The following is a 14,542-nucleotide window of genomic DNA, read 5'->3' on the forward strand; positions in this document are numbered from 1 at the left end:
ACCGAGGCGGAGCCGGACCCCTTGCGGGATCGATCACGCTGCAAACGCCTCGATAGCGCGCCATGTGCTCGCTTGGCCGCGAAAAGTCAAGTTTGCGGTTGAACAAGCCGGCGGTGCGGGTGTTCAGCCAACCTCTCCCCTCGATCCTTCTTGCTCAATCACGATAGTTGATTTCGACCATGACCGATCCCTTCGCCGTTCCCACCCGCGATGATGCGCCAAGCGTCGGGCGCTGGCAGTGGGACGTGCCCGCCGACCGCATCACCGCGGATGCGTCGTTCGCGACGATGTACGGCGTCGCGCCCGACGTCGCGGCGGCCGGCGCACCGATCGCGACCTTCTTCGGCGGCATCCACCCGGCCGATCTGCCGCGTGTCGAGGCGGCGATCGCGCAGGCACTGGCGGGTAGCGACGCGTTCGAGCAGGAATATCGCGTCATCGGGCTGGACGGGCAGGTCCGCTGGCTCGTCGCGTCGGGCCGGGTCGAGCGCGACGAGACGGGGGCGGTGATCGCCTTCCCGGGCGTCAGCTACGATATCGATGCGCGCAAGCGGCATGAGCTCAGGCTTTCAGCGATCGTCGAGATCAACGACCGGTTGCGCAGCGGCGGTGACGTCGGCGATCTGGCGCTTGCCGCGGCCGAGGTGCTGGGGCGCGTACTCGACGTCAGCCGCGCGGGCTATGGCACGGTTGATCCGGTCGCGGAAACGATCACGACCGAGCGGGCCTATTGCGCCGACGGCATCGCGCCGCTGCCCGCGCTGCTGCACTTTCGCGACTATGGCAGCTATATCGAGGATTTGAAGGCGGGCGTGACCGTCGCGATTCCCGATGTGCGCGACGATCCGCGTACCCGCAGCACCGCAGAGGGGCTGCGGCAATTGTCCGCGATGTCGTTCATCAACATGCCGGTGACCGAGCAGGGCGGGTTCGTCGCGCTGCTGTACCTCAACAATGCGGTGCCGCGCGTGTGGAGCGATGCGGAGGTCGCCTTCGTCCGCGACGTGGCCGAACGCGTGCGCGACGCGGTCGAGCGGCGGCGCGCCGAGCGTGAGCTGGCGGACCTCAACGCGCGGCTGGAGGATGAGGTCGAGGCACGCACGACCGAGCTGATGCGCACGGAGGAACAGCTGCGCCAGGCGCTCAAGATGGAAGCGGTCGGCCAACTGACCGGCGGTCTGGCGCATGATTTCAACAACCTGCTGACCGGCATCTCGGGCGCGCTTGAGATGATGCAGCTGCGGGTCGGGCAAGGGCGCGTCAACGAGCTCGACCGCTATGTCGCCGCGGCGCAGGGCGCGACCAGGCGTGCGGCGGCGCTGACACACCGGTTGCTCGCCTTCTCGCGCCGTCAGACGCTCGATCCCAAGCCGACCGACGTCAACCGGCTGATCGCGGGCATGGAGGATCTGATCGGGCGCACGGTCGGCCCGCAGATCACGCTGGAGGTGGTCGGCGCGGCCGGGCTGTGGCCCGCGCTGGTCGATCCAAACCAGCTCGAAAATGCGCTCCTGAACCTGTGCATCAACGCGCGCGACGCGATGCCCGATGGTGGCCGGATCACGATCGAGACCGCGAACAAGTGGATCGACGAGCGCACCGCGCGCGAACGCGACCTGACGCCGGGGCAGTATCTGTCGATGTGCGTGACCGACACCGGCGCGGGAATGACGCCCGAGGTGCAGGCGCGCGCGTTCGATCCGTTCTTCACTACCAAGCCGATGGGCGAGGGCACCGGGCTCGGCCTGTCGATGATCTACGGTTTCGCGCGGCAATCGGGCGGGCAGGTGCGCATCTACAGCGAGTTGGGCGACGGCACGACCATGTGCATCTATCTGCCGCGCCATTATGCCGTGCAGGAGGGCGAGGGCGTCCAGCCGGTCGGCGAACTGGCGATATCGCCGTCCAGCGAGCGGCGTACCGTGTTGCTCGTCGACGATGAGCCGACGATCCGTATGCTGGTCGCCGAGGTGCTGGCCGAACAGGGCTATACCGTAGTCGAGGCAGGCGACGGCGCGGGCGCGATGGCGTTGCTCGCATCGGGGATAAGACCCGATCTGCTGGTCACCGACGTCGGGTTGCCCGGGCAGATGAACGGGCGGCAGGTGGCGGATGCGGCGCTGACACAGGTGCCGGGGCTGAGGGTATTGTTCATCACCGGCTATGCGGAGAATGCCGTGATCGGCAATGGGCAGCTTGCGCCGCACATGGCGCTGGTGACGAAACCGTTCGCGATGGACACGCTCGCCGCCAAGGTCAGCCTGCTGCTCGCCGACTGACCATCACGCGGATCAGACCGCGAGCACGCCGGCGATGATCGTCAGCACGCCGAGCCCGGTCGACAGCGGCACGCGCAGGCTCATCCAATTGGCCGGTGCGGCACCGCGCGCGACCAGCCGGCGGTCGACCGGCAGCGTCAGCAGGATCGCGCTGCCGAGCGCGACGAGTCCGCCGGGCAGGTGGATCAGCGCAAGCGCGACCAGCGCGCCCGCGACGAGGCTAGGCACGACCGCCAGCGTCACCAGCACCGCCTGACCGCGGCGCAGGTACATCGCCAGTCCCCACCACATGCCGCCGAGGAAGCTCAGGATCAGCGCGCCGTAGGCGACCGCGACCATGCCGCCGACCGGATAGCCCAGCCCCGCCAGCAGCGCCGCGGCGGCCTGCGGCAGCAGCCCGGCGAAGCCGAGCGCGAAGGCGGCCCTGCCGACCGGAAACGCGGCTGTTTCCACTTCCCGTTGATCGTCCATCCCGTTCATCGTCGCTTCTCTCACCACCGCGTTCCTGCCGCGTGACTACGCGACAGACGGATCATCGATCCGGCGCGGCGACGATGATCGCGCCCACGTTCATGCGCGGCACTGCCTCATGCGATGGCACACCGGCGCGTGGCGTCACAATTTGCGCGCGATCACTTCCTTCATGATCTCGTTGGTGCCGCCGTAGATGCGGCTCACGCGCGCGGCGCGCCACGCGCGCGCGATCGGATATTCGTTCATGTAACCCGCTCCGCCGTGGAGCTGGAGGCATTTGTCCATGACCTCCCACTCTAGCTCGGTATGGAACAGCTTGGCGGCCGCACCCTCCTCGTTGGTCAGCACGCCCGCCAGATGCCGCTTGATGCACCAGTCTAGGTGCGCCCAGCCGACCTGCAGCTTGGCCTTCAGGTCGGCGAGCACGAATTTGGTGTTCTGGAAATCGAACACCGTGCCCTTGAAGGCCTTGCGATCCTTGGTGAAGGCGACCGTCTCGTCGAACGCCTTCTGCGCGGTCGCCTGTACCGACACCGCGATCGACAGGCGCTCCTGCGGCAACTGGCTCATCAGGTAGACGAAGCCTTTGCCCTCTTCGCCCAGGCAATTGGTGATCGGCACGCGCACGTCGTCGAAGAACAACTCTGACGTATCGGCGGCGTCCTGTCCGATCTTGTCGAGCTTGCGGCCCTTCCTGAAGCCCTCGCGGTCGCTCTCGACCAGGATGATCGACATGCCCTTGTACGCCGGCTGCGCGTCGGGGTCGGTCTTCGCCACGACGAGCGTCAGGTCGGTGTTCTGACCGTTGGTGATGTACGTCTTCGAACCGTTGATGACGTAGTGATTGCCGTCCTTCTTCGCGGAGGTGCGGATCGATTGCAGGTCGCTGCCCGTGCCCGGCTCGGTCATCGCGATCGCGGTGACGACGTCGCCCGACACCATCTTGGGCAGCCACTGCGCCTTCTGCTCCTCGCTGCCGTAATGCTCGATATAGCCTGCGACGATGTCCGATTGCAGCGAGAAGCCCGCGGGGACGCCCGCATAGGCCATCTCCTCGTCGACGATCGCGTTGTAGCCGAAATCGAGCCCGAGCCCGCCATACGCTTCCGGCACCGTCGGGCACAGCATCCCGACCTCGCCTGCCTGTCGCCAGAACGATTTCGGCACCAGCCGGTCCTTGTTCCACTGATCGGCGAAGGGTTGGCCCTCCTTGGCGAGGAAACTGCGAACCGTCTGGCGGAACGCCTCGTGATCTTCGGTGTAGGCTTGTCGGCCGGCGACGGTATCGAGTGTCATGGGCGTCCTCTCACGGATGTTTTCGAGAGTGTCGGCAGCCGGCCGATCGCCGTCAAGTAACTTTTGTTATGGAAGGTAGCCGTGCGGCGAGGCGGCTCGACTTGGATGCGCCTTGCCTCCTATGATCGTGGGACAAGGAGAGCATGCGCATGAAACTGGCCAGCCTGAAGCCCAATGCCGAGCGGGGTCGCGACGGCAAGCTCGTCGTCGTGTCGAACGACCTCGCCTGGTATGCCGACGCGCAGCACATCTGTCCGACGTTGCAGGCGGCACTCGACGACTGGGATCGCGTCGCGCCGCAGCTGGAGTTGCTCGCGACCGACTTGGAGCATCAGACGATCCCGCGCGAGCGCTTCCACGAGCATGACGCCGCCTCGCCGCTGCCGCGCGCCTACCAGTGGGCGGATGGTTCGGCCTACGTCAATCACGTCGCGCTTGTGCGGCAGGCGCGCGGGGCGGAGATGCCAGAGACGTTCTGGCACGATCCATTGATGTATCAGGGCGGATCGGACGGCTTCCTGGGGCCGCGCGACGCGATCCCGCTCGCCGACGAAAGCTGGGGCTGCGACCTCGAGGCCGAGGTCGTCGTCGTGACCGGCGACGTGGCGCAGGGAGCCAGCCGCGACGAGGCACTCGCCGCGGTCCGGCTGGTCGGGCTGACCAACGACGTGAGCTTGCGCAACCTGATCCCGGGCGAACTCGCCAAGGGGTTCGGCTTCTTCCAATCGAAGCCCGCGAGCGCCTTCTCGCCGGTGTTCGTGACGCCCGAGACGCTGGGCGACTGGTGGAAGGACGGCAAGCTCCACCGGCGGTTGTGCGTCGACCTGAACGGCCAGCCGTTCGGGCGCGCGCAAGCCGGCGAGGACATGACCTTCGACTTCGGCACGCTCGTTGCGCACGCGGCGAAGACGCGGAAGCTTGGCGCGGGAACGATCGTCGGGTCGGGTACCGTGTCGAACCGTGACGCTGATGGCGGTCCAGGCAAGCCGATCGCCGAGGGCGGTGTCGGCTATTCGTGCCTAGCGGAGGTGCGCACCGTCGAGACGATCGCGTCGGGCACGGCGACGACGCCGTTCCTCAAGAAGGGCGACACGGTGCGCATCTGGGCGGAAGACGACCGGCATCACCCGATCTTCGGGGTGATCGAACAGACGGTGGAGTGACCTTACTTCCTATCCCCTGCGGGTAGAGGGTTAGAGATGAGGGGGGCGGTGTGTCACCGGAGCGCACCGCCTTAAGCCAGCCCCTCACCCCAACCAGTTCCGGGTCAACATTGCCCCGCATGTTGAGATCGTGCCGGGGGCATGATCGACTAGGAACTCCCCAGAAGGGAGAGGGCTAGAGGGACCATCATTTCCCCGACTTCGCCCAAGTCTCGATCTTGCGCTCCAGCACCGGCATCGGCAGCGCGCCGGTATCGAGCACCTGCGCGTGGAAGGCGCGGGGGTCGAACTTCGCACCCAGCGTCGCCTTGCTCGATGCCTTGAGCCGCGAGATGGTGAGCTGGCCCAGTTTGTACGCCAGCGCCTGTCCGGGAATGGCGATGTAGCGCTCGACCTCGGCGGTCGCATCGGTGCGCGCCATCGGCGAGTTGGCGAGCATGTATTCGATCGACTGGTCGCGCGTCCAACCCTTGGCGTGGATGCCCGTGTCGACCACCAGCCGCATCGCGCGCAGCATCTCGTCGTTCAGCCCGCCCATGCGCTGATACGGATCGGTCTCCATGCCGAGCTCGTTCCACAATGTCTCGGCATAGAGCCCCCAGCCTTCGGCATAGGCGGTGTTGCCGCCGAACCGCATGAACGCGGGCAGCGCGGTGTTCTCCTGCGCGAGGCTGATCTGGAAGTGATGCCCCGGCACCGCCTCGTGCAGGTACAGCGTCTCCATCTCCCACATGTAGCGCGAGGGGAGGTCATAGGTGTTGTAATAGAACACGCCCGGCCGCGATCCGTCGGGGGTGCCGCCATTGTACGAGCCGCCGGCGTCGGTCTTCTCGCGGAAGGCGGGGACCGGGCGGATCTCGAGTTTGGTCTTGGGGATGAGCGAGAATTGCTCACGCACGCGCGCGTCGACGCGGCGGCCGATCGCCTCATAGCCCAGCCGCAGCTGTTCGGCCGAGGTCGGCTGGAAGCGCTTGTCGGTGCGCAGATAGGTGAAGAACTCGGGCAGGGTGCCCTTGAAGCCGACTTTCGCCTTTTGCACCTCCATCGCCTTCAGGATGCGCGCGACTTCGCTGAGGCCGAGCTGGTGCACCTCCTCGGCCTTCAGGGGCAGCGTCGTGTTCGACTCGATCAGGTAATCGTACAGCTTCGCGCCGCCCGGCATCGCCGACAGTCCGACGCTCTCGCGCGCGACGGGCAGATATTCAGTTTCGAGGAAATCACGCATCCGCTTGTGCGCCGGGTTGATGACGTCGCGGATCTGCGCGGCATAGGCGGCGCGCAGGCGGGTCTGGTCGGCGGCGGAGATGCCGGCGGGGAAGGTCTTCACGGGGCCGTAGAAGGTCGAGCCTTCGATGCCTTGCTTGAGCAGATTGTCGAACTGTTCGACCATGTTGCGCACGACCAGCTTGGGCTGGACGATGCCAGCCTTCATGCCCTGACGGAAACGAACGATCGCTTCGTCCATCAGGTGCGCATATTGCGCGTTGCGCTTCAGGTTGTTGTCGTAATCCGCCACCGTCTTGAACGGCGCCGCACCCTGGCCTGAGGCGAAGTCGGGGTAGAAGGCCTGAAAGCCGTAGAAATGGTCAAGCGGGCGGACAACCGTCAGCGCGACGATGTCGGGCTGAAGCCCGCGCAGTGCGACCTCGGTCTGGTACTTGAACACGTCATAGGCGATCTGGTCGACGTGGGTCAGCTTCGCGCGGTCGATCTGCTTCAGGGCAGCAAGGTCGCGCTCGTTGGCGGCACGCTCGGCGGCGATCGAGGCGTCGGACAGGGGATCGCCGAGCCGGTCGGCGTAGCGCAGGTCGCCGCGGAAGATCGCGTTGATCGGATTGCGCTTCAGGCTGGCTTCGTCGCTGTCGTAGAACAGTCGCTTCAGCTTCGTGTCCTCTGCGCTGTCGCCGGCAACCGGGGCGGGGGGCGGCAGCGCCTGGGCGAAGGCAGCGCCCGAGCAGGCGAGCAGCAGGGCGGCGGTGATGGCGAAGCGCATGATCGGTGGTAACCCCTGAGACGATCCGCCGTGTCTATGGGGCGGCGCGGGCGCCGACAAGCGATTGTGGAACCCTCATCCCCTCACATGCCGGTCAGTTGCGCGCGGTGGCGCGTGACCAGTTCGACCAGCCACGCGCGGAAGGCGCGCACGCGGCGCAGCTGGCGCGTGTCGCGATGGGTGACGAGCCAGAAGGCGCGCGCGATCTCGACCTCGGGCATCACGCGGACGAGCGCGGGATTACCGCCGGCGATGAAGTGCGGCAGCACGCCCATGCCGGCGCCGCTCGCGATCAGCCGTGCCTGCGCGTTGATGCTCGAACTGCGCAAGCTTGGCGACAGAGCGGGATCGATCTCGCGCAGGTAGCGCAGTTCGGGCGAGTAAAGCAGGTCGGGGATGTAGCCGATGAGGCGGTGATCGGCGGCGATCGTCGCGCGCGTCGGCGTGCCGTGGCGATCGAGGTAATCGCGGCTGGCGTAGAGCCGGAGCGTATAGTCGGCGAGCTTGCTCGCGACGACGGGTCCTGCGCTCGGCCGTTCGAGCAGCACCGCGGCATCCGCCTCGCGCTTCGATGGCGACAGGAAGCCCGAGCTTGCCACCAGGTCGATCGTGAGCGCAGGGTGGCGGCGTGCGAAATCGTGCAGGTGCTCGGCGATCAGCCAGGTGCCGAACCCTTCGGACACGCTGACGCGCAACAGGCCCGACAGCGTATCGCGGTCGCCTTCACCGGTCTCGCCGATGCGCTCCGACGCGCGCTGCATCGCCTCGACCTGCGCCAGCAGTCGCTCGCCCGCTTCGGTCAGCACCTGACCCTCGCGCGTTTGCTCGAACAAGGTCGCACCCAGTCGCGCCTCAAGCCGGCGCAGGCGTCGCCCGATCGTAGTCGCGTCGACGCCGATCTGCGCTGCGGCACGCGCGATCTGCCCGGCGCGCGCTACGGCGAGGAAGTCTTGCAAGTCGCCCCAGGGTACCGGCTGCATCATTGCAGGTGGACGTTGCAGATTTGCCCGTTGCCTGCAACGCGCATGAGGCGCAGACGCCAGTAAAGGTTTTAGCACCCAGGATTTAGGAGAGCGGCAATGCGGTTCATCGACCATCACATCGTCGGCCATTCGGGTGGCGCGGGCGCCGGGCGTAGGGGCGACGTGTACGATCCCAACACCGGCCGTGTGCAGGCGAACGTCACGCTGGGCACGCAAGCGGACCTCGACCGTGCGATCGCGGCGGCGCAGGCCGCGCAGCCCGCTTGGGCCGCGACCAACCCGCAACGCCGCGCGCGCGTCATGTTCCGCTTCAAGGAACTGGTCGAGGCCAACATGGACGAGCTGGCGCACACGCTATCGTCCGAGCACGGCAAGGTGATCGCCGACGCCAAGGGCGACATCCAGCGCGGGCTGGAGGTGATCGAATTCTGCTGCGGCATCCCGCATGTGCTCAAGGGCGAGTATACGCAGGGCGCAGGGCCGGGCATCGACGTTTATTCGATGCGCCAGCCGCTGGGTATCGGCGCCGGCATCACGCCGTTCAACTTTCCGGCGATGATCCCGCTGTGGATGTCGGGCGTCGCGATCGCGACCGGCAACGCGTTTATCCTGAAACCCAGCGAACGCGATCCGTCGGTGCCGGTGCGGCTGGCCGAACTGTTCCGCGAGGCAGGGCTGCCCGAGGGCATCCTGCAGGTCGTCCACGGCGACAAGGAGATGGTCGACGCGATCCTCGATCATCCGGCGATCAGCGCGGTCAGCTTCGTCGGATCGTCCGACATCGCGCACTACGTTTATCGCCGCGGCGTCGAGGCCGGGAAGCGCGTGCAGGCGATGGGCGGCGCGAAGAACCACGGCATCGTCATGCCCGACGCTGATTTGGACCAGGTCGTCGCCGATCTGTCCGGCGCGGCGTTCGGCTCGGCGGGGGAGCGTTGCATGGCGCTGCCGGTCGTGGTGCCGGTCGGCGATCAGACCGCCGATCGCCTGCGCGAGAAGCTGATCCCGGCGATTGAGGCGTTGCGCGTCGGCGTGTCGACCGATGCGGAGGCGCATTACGGCCCGGTGGTGAACGCCGCGCACAAGCAGCGCGTCGAGAACTGGATCCAGACCGGTGTCGACGAGGGCGCGGAGCTGGTCGTCGACGGCCGTGGCTTCACGTTGCAGGGACATGAGGACGGCTTCTTCGTCGGCCCGACGCTGTTCGACCGCGTGACGACGGACATGAGCGCGTACAAGGAGGAGATCTTTGGCCCCGTGCTCCAGATCGTCCGCGCCAAGACGTTCGAGGATGCGGTGCGGCTGCCCAGCGAGCATCAGTACGGCAACGGCGTCGCGATCTTCACGCGCAATGGCCATGCCGCACGCGAGTTCGCCGCGCGCGTCAATGTCGGCATGGTCGGCATCAACGTGCCGATCCCGGTGCCGGTCGCCTACCACACCTTCGGCGGGTGGAAGCGCTCGGCATTCGGCGACACCAACCAGCACGGCATGGAGGGCGTCAAGTTCTGGACCAAGGTCAAGACGGTGACGCAGCGCTGGCCTGATGGGTTCGGCATGTCAGGCGGCGAGTTGCCTCGCGGAAGTGAGGACGGTGGACCCAGCCGTATCCAGGACGCGTTCGTCATCCCGACCATGGGATAACGACGGAGGGGCGCGATGCGGCAAGCTGGCTGGATGACGACGATCGGAGCGGCGCTGCTCGGCGCCTGCTCGCCGTCGTCGGACGCGGATTACAACACGGTCCACGTCGATCCGGCGCAGGCGCGCGCGCAGGCGCAGATCGACCGCGCCGCCGCCGCGCAGGGTGCGCGCACCGCGGCGCGTAGCGGGCTGCCGGTCGCGACGACGACGCCGACTTCTGCGGGTGCGCGCAAGCTGCCGGTGGCGTTTCAGGGCTATTGGGGCAGGACGCCGGGCGACTGCGCGCTCGCCAATGTCGACGCGCAAGGGCGGCTGGCGATCGAGGCCGACCAGTTGCGCTTCTTCCGCCAGCGCGCGCGAGTCGATGCGCTTGGCGAATTGTCGGCAAACGAGGTCGATGCGACGCTGTCCTTCAAGCACGACGACACGCGCTGGACGCACCCGACGCGCCTGACGCTCGAACAGGGTGGCACGCGCCTCCTAATGGTCGAGCAGGGCGACGCAGGCCGACCAGGGCAGACGGCGCGGTACCAGCGGTGCTAAACGGCGCCAACTCAAGCATGATTGAACGATGATGAGCGACACCAACCAGTTCGACCTGACCGAAGACCAGCGCGAGATACAGGAACTCGCGCGCCGCTTCACCGCCGACCGCATCACGCCGTTCGCGGCCGAGTGGGACGAAAAGTCGCATTATCCGGTCGACGTATGGAAGGCGGCGGGCGAGCTCGGCTTCGGTGCGATCTACGTCAGCGAGGCGTCGGGCGGCATCGCGCTCGGGCGACTGGAAGCGGCGCTGGTGATGGAGGCGATGGCCTACGGCTGTCCCGCCACGTCGGCGTTTATCTCGATCCACAACATGGCGGCGTGGATGATCGACCGCTTCGGTTCCGACGATCTGAAGGCGCGCTACCTGCCAGGGCTCGTCACGATGGAGAAGATCGCCAGTTACTGCCTGACCGAGCCGGGTTCGGGCTCGGACGCGGCGGCGCTGAAGGCGACCGCGCGCCGCGACGGCGACCATTATGTGCTGAACGGTACCAAGCAGTTCATCTCGGGTGCGGGCTATAACGACGTCTACGTCTGTATGGTGCGCACGGGCGAGGAGAAAAGCCGCGGCATCAGCGCGATCGTGGTGGAGAAGGACACGCCCGGCCTGTCGTTCGGCGCCCCCGAGAAGAAGCTCGGCTGGAACGCCAGCCCGACCGCGCAGGTGATCTTCGAGGATTGCCGGGTCCCCGCCGCCAATCTGGTCGGCGGCGAGGGCGAGGGGTTCAAGATCGCGATGGCGGGATTGGACGGCGGACGGCTCAACATCGGCGCGTGTTCGCTGGGCGGTGCGCAGCGCTGCCTCGACGAGTCGATCCGCTACACCAAGGAGCGGCAGCAGTTCGGGCAGCCGGTGGCCGAGTTCCAGAACACGCAGTTCACGCTCGCCGACATGGCGACCGATCTGGAGGCGTCGCGCGCGCTTCTGTACCTCGCCGCCGCGAAGGTGACCGCGAACGCGCCCGACAAGTCGCGCTTCTCCGCAATGGCGAAGCGGCTTGCGACCGACAACGGCTCCTCGATCGTCGACCGCGCGCTGCAGCTGCACGGCGGCTACGGCTATTTGCGCGATTACCCGATCGAGCGGTTCTGGCGCGACCTGCGCGTCCACTCGATTCTCGAAGGGACCAATCAGGTGATGCGGATGATCGTCGGCCGCGACCTGGTGCGCCAGTGATGGATCACGCGACCGATGACCTGATCGTCGAAACCGCGGATGCGGTCGGGCGCATTCGGCTGAACCGGCCCAGGGCGATCCACGCGCTCAACACCGCGATGTGCAACGGCGTGCTCGCCGCGCTGGAAGCGTGGCGGGCGGACGCGGACGTGCGCGTCGTGACGATCGACCACGCCGAGGGCAGAGGGTTCTGCGCGGGCGGCGACATCCGCATGTTGGCCGAGAGCGGCGCGAAAGACGGCGCCCTGGCGCGGCAGTTCTTCTTTACCGAATATCGCATGAACCACCGGCTGTTCACCTATGCCAAGGACACGGTCGCGTTCATGGACGGGATCACGATGGGCGGCGGCGTCGGCATCTCGCAGCCGTGCCGTTTCCGCGTCGCGACCGAGAACACGCGCCTGGCGATGCCCGAGACGGGGATCGGGCTGTTCCCCGACGTCGGCGGCGGCTGGTATCTGTCGCGGTTGCCGGGTCGGATCGGGCAATATTTGGCGCTGACCGGGCACCGGCTCGATGGTGCGGAATGCCATGCGCTCGGCCTCGCAACGCATTACCTGCCCGCGAGCGCGCTGGACGAGGCGAAAGCGCGGATCGCGGAGGGGTCGCAGGCGGTGCTCGATGGTCTTGCGATCGACGCGCCCGATGCTCGCATTCTCGCACAGCGTGACGCAATCGACCAACTGTTCGCGTCCGATCGGCTGGAGGAGGTGTTCGCCGCACTGGAGGCGGACACGTCCGAGTTCGCGCAAGCGACGCTCGCGACGCTCCGCACCAAGTCGCCGCAGACGATGAAGGTGTCCTTGAAGCTGCTCAAGGATGGCGCGGGAATGGCGACCTTCGCCGACGAGATGCGGCAGGAATATGCGGTCGGCAGCCGCGTGGTGCAGCGGCACGACTTCCTGGAGGGCGTGCGCGCGGTGATCGTCGACAAGGACAATGCGCCCCGCTGGAACCCCGCGACGCCGGAAGGGGTCAGCGATCACGTGATCGACCAGATCTTCGCGCCACTTCCGCAAGCCGAGGCGTGGACGCCGCACGACTGATCCGAAGGAGCTACGAATGGCCGAGTACGAAACCATCCTGGTCGAGCAGCGCGGGCGTGTGACGCTCGTCACGCTCAACCGTCCGCAGGCGCTGAACGCGCTCAACAGCCAGGTGCTCGCCGACCTGCTCGCCGCCTTCGCTGCGTTCGACGCCGACGCGTCGCAGGGCTGCGCAGTGCTGACCGGCAGCGAGAAGGCGTTCGCCGCCGGCGCCGACATCAAGGAGATGCAGGCACAAGGCTTCGCCGACATGTACGGCGGCAATTTCTTCGGCGGATATGAGCGGCTGACGCAGACGCGCAAACCCATCATCGCGGCGGTCGCCGGCTATGCTTTAGGCGGCGGGTGCGAGCTCGCCATGATGTGCGACTTCATCCTGGCGGCGGACACGGCCAAGTTCGGGCAGCCCGAGATCAAGCTGGCGGTGTCGCCCGGCATGGGCGGGTCGCAGCGGCTGACCCGCGCGGTCGGCAAGGCGAAGGCGATGGAGATGTGCCTGACCGGGCGCATGATAGACGCCGCCGAGGCCGAGCGTGCCGGTCTCGTCAGCCGCATCGTCCCTGCCGCCGAGCTGGTCGAGGAAGCGGTGAAAACCGCGGCGACGATCGCGGGCATGGCGCCGCTCGCCGTCATCGCCAACAAGGAGATGGTCAACGCCGCGTTCGAAACCGGCCTCGCGCAGGGTGTTCAGTTCGAGCGGCGGCTGTTCCACGGCCTGTTCGGCACCGCCGACCAGAAGGAAGGCATGAGCGCCTTCGTCGAGAAGCGCGCGGGCAACTGGTCGGGCAAGTGACGCGGGATCGGTTGCCGCAGTGAGGTCCTCGGCCGGCTTCGGAATGGGGAGCGGGTTGCGGCGAATAAATCTGGAGAGGACGGGATAATGGCACGCGTCGGTTTTATCGGACTGGGCAACATGGGCGGCGGAATGGCCGCGAACCTGGCGAAGGCGGGGCACGACGTGCACGCGTTCGACCTGTCGGCCGACGCGCTCGACAAGGCGAAGGCGGCCGGGTGCCTGCCGGTCGGCTCCGCGCGCGAAGCGGCGGAGGGTGCGGAGGCGATCATCACCATGCTGCCCGCCGGCACCCACGTCGAGCAGGTCTACCGTGAGAGCGTGTTCGATGCGGCATCCCCGTCGGCGGTGCTGATCGACTCCTCGACGATCGACGTCGCGACCGCGCGGCGTGTGGCGGAAGCGTCGACCGCGCGCGGGCTGCTCGCGGTCGACGCGCCGGTGTCGGGCGGCATCGCGGCGGCAAATGCGGGGACGCTGACCTTCATGGTCGGCGGCAGCAACGAGGCGGTCGAGCAGGCCAAGCCGTTCCTCGACGCGATGGCGAAGTCGGTGTTCCACGTCGGCGCGAGCGGCGCGGGGCAGGCGGTGAAGATGTGCAACAACCTCGTCCTTGCCTCCACCATGATCGCGACGTGCGAGGCATTCGCGCTTGCCGAGAAGCTCGGGCTCGACCCGCAGGCGTTCTACGATGTCGGCAGCGTGTCGACCGCGCAGAGCTGGTCGATGACCTCCTATTGCCCGGTGCCGGGGGTCGGACCCGAGAGCCCGGCCGACCGCGGCTATCAGGGCGGGTTCGCGACCGCGCTGATGCTCAAGGATTTGCGGCTCGCGATGGCGGCGGCGGCGGACGCGGGCGCGGACGTGCCGATGGGAACGCGCGCGAAGGAGCTGTACGAGGCATTTGCCGAAGCGGGTGAGGGTGCGACCGACTTCTCCGGTATTTTCAGGACGTTCGGCTCCGGTTCGGCCGGCGCCTAAGGCGAGCCCGGATCGGGCATAATCCTCGTTGCGCCGCGCACGGAACGCGCTATCGTCGTGCGCGGAGAGGATGCCGCAACGGCACCGACGACAAGGGCGAGTATAGCGATGCCCATTCATCGGGGGGCGGGAAGCAACCCGTCGCGTGAACGATCGCCTGTACC

12 protein-coding genes are annotated in these 14,542 nt (G+C 67.2%); 8 read left to right on the plus strand and 4 right to left on the minus strand.

All coding sequences use genetic code 11. The features are described from left to right. Nucleotides 1-179: 179 nt before the first annotated feature. Nucleotides 180-2,279 (plus strand): ATP-binding protein, encoded by a 2,100-nt coding sequence (locus SMN802W_RS0112720; protein ID WP_019517299.1) that lies wholly within the window; start codon nucleotides 180-182, stop codon nucleotides 2,277-2,279. A gap of 12 nt (nucleotides 2,280-2,291) precedes the next feature. Here SMN802W_RS0112720 and SMN802W_RS0112725 read toward each other — a convergent pair whose 3' ends face one another. Both SMN802W_RS0112725 and SMN802W_RS0112735 read right to left on the minus strand, forming a co-directional pair. Continuing rightward, the gene (locus SMN802W_RS0112725) at nucleotides 2,292-2,774 is read right to left on the minus strand and encodes a DUF3429 domain-containing protein (protein WP_156818889.1); all 483 of its coding nucleotides are present in this window, start codon (nucleotides 2,772-2,774) and stop codon (nucleotides 2,292-2,294) included. A 120-nt stretch (nucleotides 2,775-2,894) separates the two neighbouring features. Further along, complete coding sequence (locus SMN802W_RS0112735) at nucleotides 2,895-4,049, minus strand: acyl-CoA dehydrogenase family protein (RefSeq protein WP_019517301.1); 1,155 nt, start codon at nucleotides 4,047-4,049, stop codon at nucleotides 2,895-2,897. A 149-nt stretch (nucleotides 4,050-4,198) separates the two neighbouring features. Here SMN802W_RS0112735 and SMN802W_RS0112740 point away from each other — a divergent pair, with 149 nt between their 5' ends. After that, nucleotides 4,199-5,212, plus strand: coding sequence for a fumarylacetoacetate hydrolase family protein (locus SMN802W_RS0112740; protein ID WP_026326088.1), 1,014 nt, complete (start codon nucleotides 4,199-4,201; stop codon nucleotides 5,210-5,212). Between the two features lie 187 nt (nucleotides 5,213-5,399). On the opposite strand, the gene SMN802W_RS0112745 is transcribed toward SMN802W_RS0112740, so the two are convergent. Continuing rightward, the gene (locus tag SMN802W_RS0112745) at nucleotides 5,400-7,205 is read right to left on the minus strand and encodes a DUF885 domain-containing protein (RefSeq protein WP_019517303.1); all 1,806 of its coding nucleotides are present in this window, start codon (nucleotides 7,203-7,205) and stop codon (nucleotides 5,400-5,402) included. 83 nt (nucleotides 7,206-7,288) lie between these two features. Next, nucleotides 7,289-8,188 (minus strand): LysR substrate-binding domain-containing protein, encoded by a 900-nt coding sequence (locus SMN802W_RS0112750; RefSeq protein ID WP_019517304.1) that lies wholly within the window; start codon nucleotides 8,186-8,188, stop codon nucleotides 7,289-7,291. Nucleotides 8,189-8,284: 96 nt separating this feature from the next. Between SMN802W_RS0112750 and SMN802W_RS0112755 the strand changes: the two genes are divergently transcribed. From SMN802W_RS0112755 to mmsB, 6 genes are read left to right on the plus strand one after another with little or no spacing between them, the layout of a single operon-like run. Beyond that, nucleotides 8,285-9,832 (plus strand): CoA-acylating methylmalonate-semialdehyde dehydrogenase, encoded by a 1,548-nt coding sequence (locus SMN802W_RS0112755; protein WP_019517305.1) that lies wholly within the window; start codon nucleotides 8,285-8,287, stop codon nucleotides 9,830-9,832. Nucleotides 9,833-9,865: 33 nt separating this feature from the next. Beyond that, nucleotides 9,866-10,375, plus strand: a complete 510-nt coding sequence (locus tag SMN802W_RS0112760; protein ID WP_019517306.1) for a hypothetical protein — start codon at nucleotides 9,866-9,868, stop codon at nucleotides 10,373-10,375. Between the two features lie 28 nt (nucleotides 10,376-10,403). Next, nucleotides 10,404-11,558 (plus strand): acyl-CoA dehydrogenase family protein, encoded by a 1,155-nt coding sequence (locus SMN802W_RS0112765; RefSeq protein ID WP_019517307.1) that lies wholly within the window; start codon nucleotides 10,404-10,406, stop codon nucleotides 11,556-11,558. Next, on the plus strand, nucleotides 11,558-12,604 hold the full coding sequence (locus tag SMN802W_RS0112770) for an enoyl-CoA hydratase/isomerase family protein (protein ID WP_019517308.1): 1,047 nt from the start codon (nucleotides 11,558-11,560) through the stop codon (nucleotides 12,602-12,604). Before SMN802W_RS0112765 ends, SMN802W_RS0112770 begins: the two co-directional genes overlap by 1 nt. 16 nt (nucleotides 12,605-12,620) lie before the next feature. Then, entirely contained in the window at nucleotides 12,621-13,397 is a 777-nt protein-coding gene (locus tag SMN802W_RS0112775; RefSeq protein WP_019517309.1) for an enoyl-CoA hydratase, read from the plus strand. Nucleotides 13,398-13,403: 6 nt separating this feature from the next. Continuing rightward, nucleotides 13,404-14,378: a 3-hydroxyisobutyrate dehydrogenase gene (gene mmsB, locus SMN802W_RS0112780; protein WP_274543662.1), complete on the plus strand. Its 975-nt coding sequence runs from the start codon at nucleotides 13,404-13,406 to the stop codon at nucleotides 14,376-14,378. The last annotated feature ends 164 nt before the right edge of the window (nucleotides 14,379-14,542 follow it).

The organism is Sphingomonas sp. Mn802worker (assembly GCF_000382485.1).
Lineage (GTDB): Bacteria > Pseudomonadota > Alphaproteobacteria > Sphingomonadales > Sphingomonadaceae > Sphingomonas.

Excerpts from the sequence above, each read along its gene's own strand:
- SMN802W_RS0112720 (WP_019517299.1), top strand. The coding sequence starts at position 180 with ATGACCGATCCCTTCGCCGTTCCCACCCGCGATGATGCGCCAAGCGTC.
- SMN802W_RS0112735 (WP_019517301.1), bottom strand. The coding sequence starts at position 4,049 with ATGACACTCGATACCGTCGCCGGCCGACAAGCCTACACCGAAGATCAC.
- SMN802W_RS0112740 (WP_026326088.1), top strand. The coding sequence starts at position 4,199 with ATGAAACTGGCCAGCCTGAAGCCCAATGCCGAGCGGGGTCGCGACGGC.
- SMN802W_RS0112745 (WP_019517303.1), bottom strand. The coding sequence starts at position 7,205 with ATGCGCTTCGCCATCACCGCCGCCCTGCTGCTCGCCTGCTCGGGCGCT.
- SMN802W_RS0112750 (WP_019517304.1), bottom strand. The coding sequence starts at position 8,188 with ATGATGCAGCCGGTACCCTGGGGCGACTTGCAAGACTTCCTCGCCGTA.
- SMN802W_RS0112755 (WP_019517305.1), top strand. The coding sequence starts at position 8,285 with ATGCGGTTCATCGACCATCACATCGTCGGCCATTCGGGTGGCGCGGGC.
- SMN802W_RS0112760 (WP_019517306.1), top strand. The coding sequence starts at position 9,866 with ATGACGACGATCGGAGCGGCGCTGCTCGGCGCCTGCTCGCCGTCGTCG.
- SMN802W_RS0112765 (WP_019517307.1), top strand. The coding sequence starts at position 10,404 with ATGATGAGCGACACCAACCAGTTCGACCTGACCGAAGACCAGCGCGAG.
- SMN802W_RS0112770 (WP_019517308.1), top strand. The coding sequence starts at position 11,558 with ATGGATCACGCGACCGATGACCTGATCGTCGAAACCGCGGATGCGGTC.
- SMN802W_RS0112775 (WP_019517309.1), top strand. The coding sequence starts at position 12,621 with ATGGCCGAGTACGAAACCATCCTGGTCGAGCAGCGCGGGCGTGTGACG.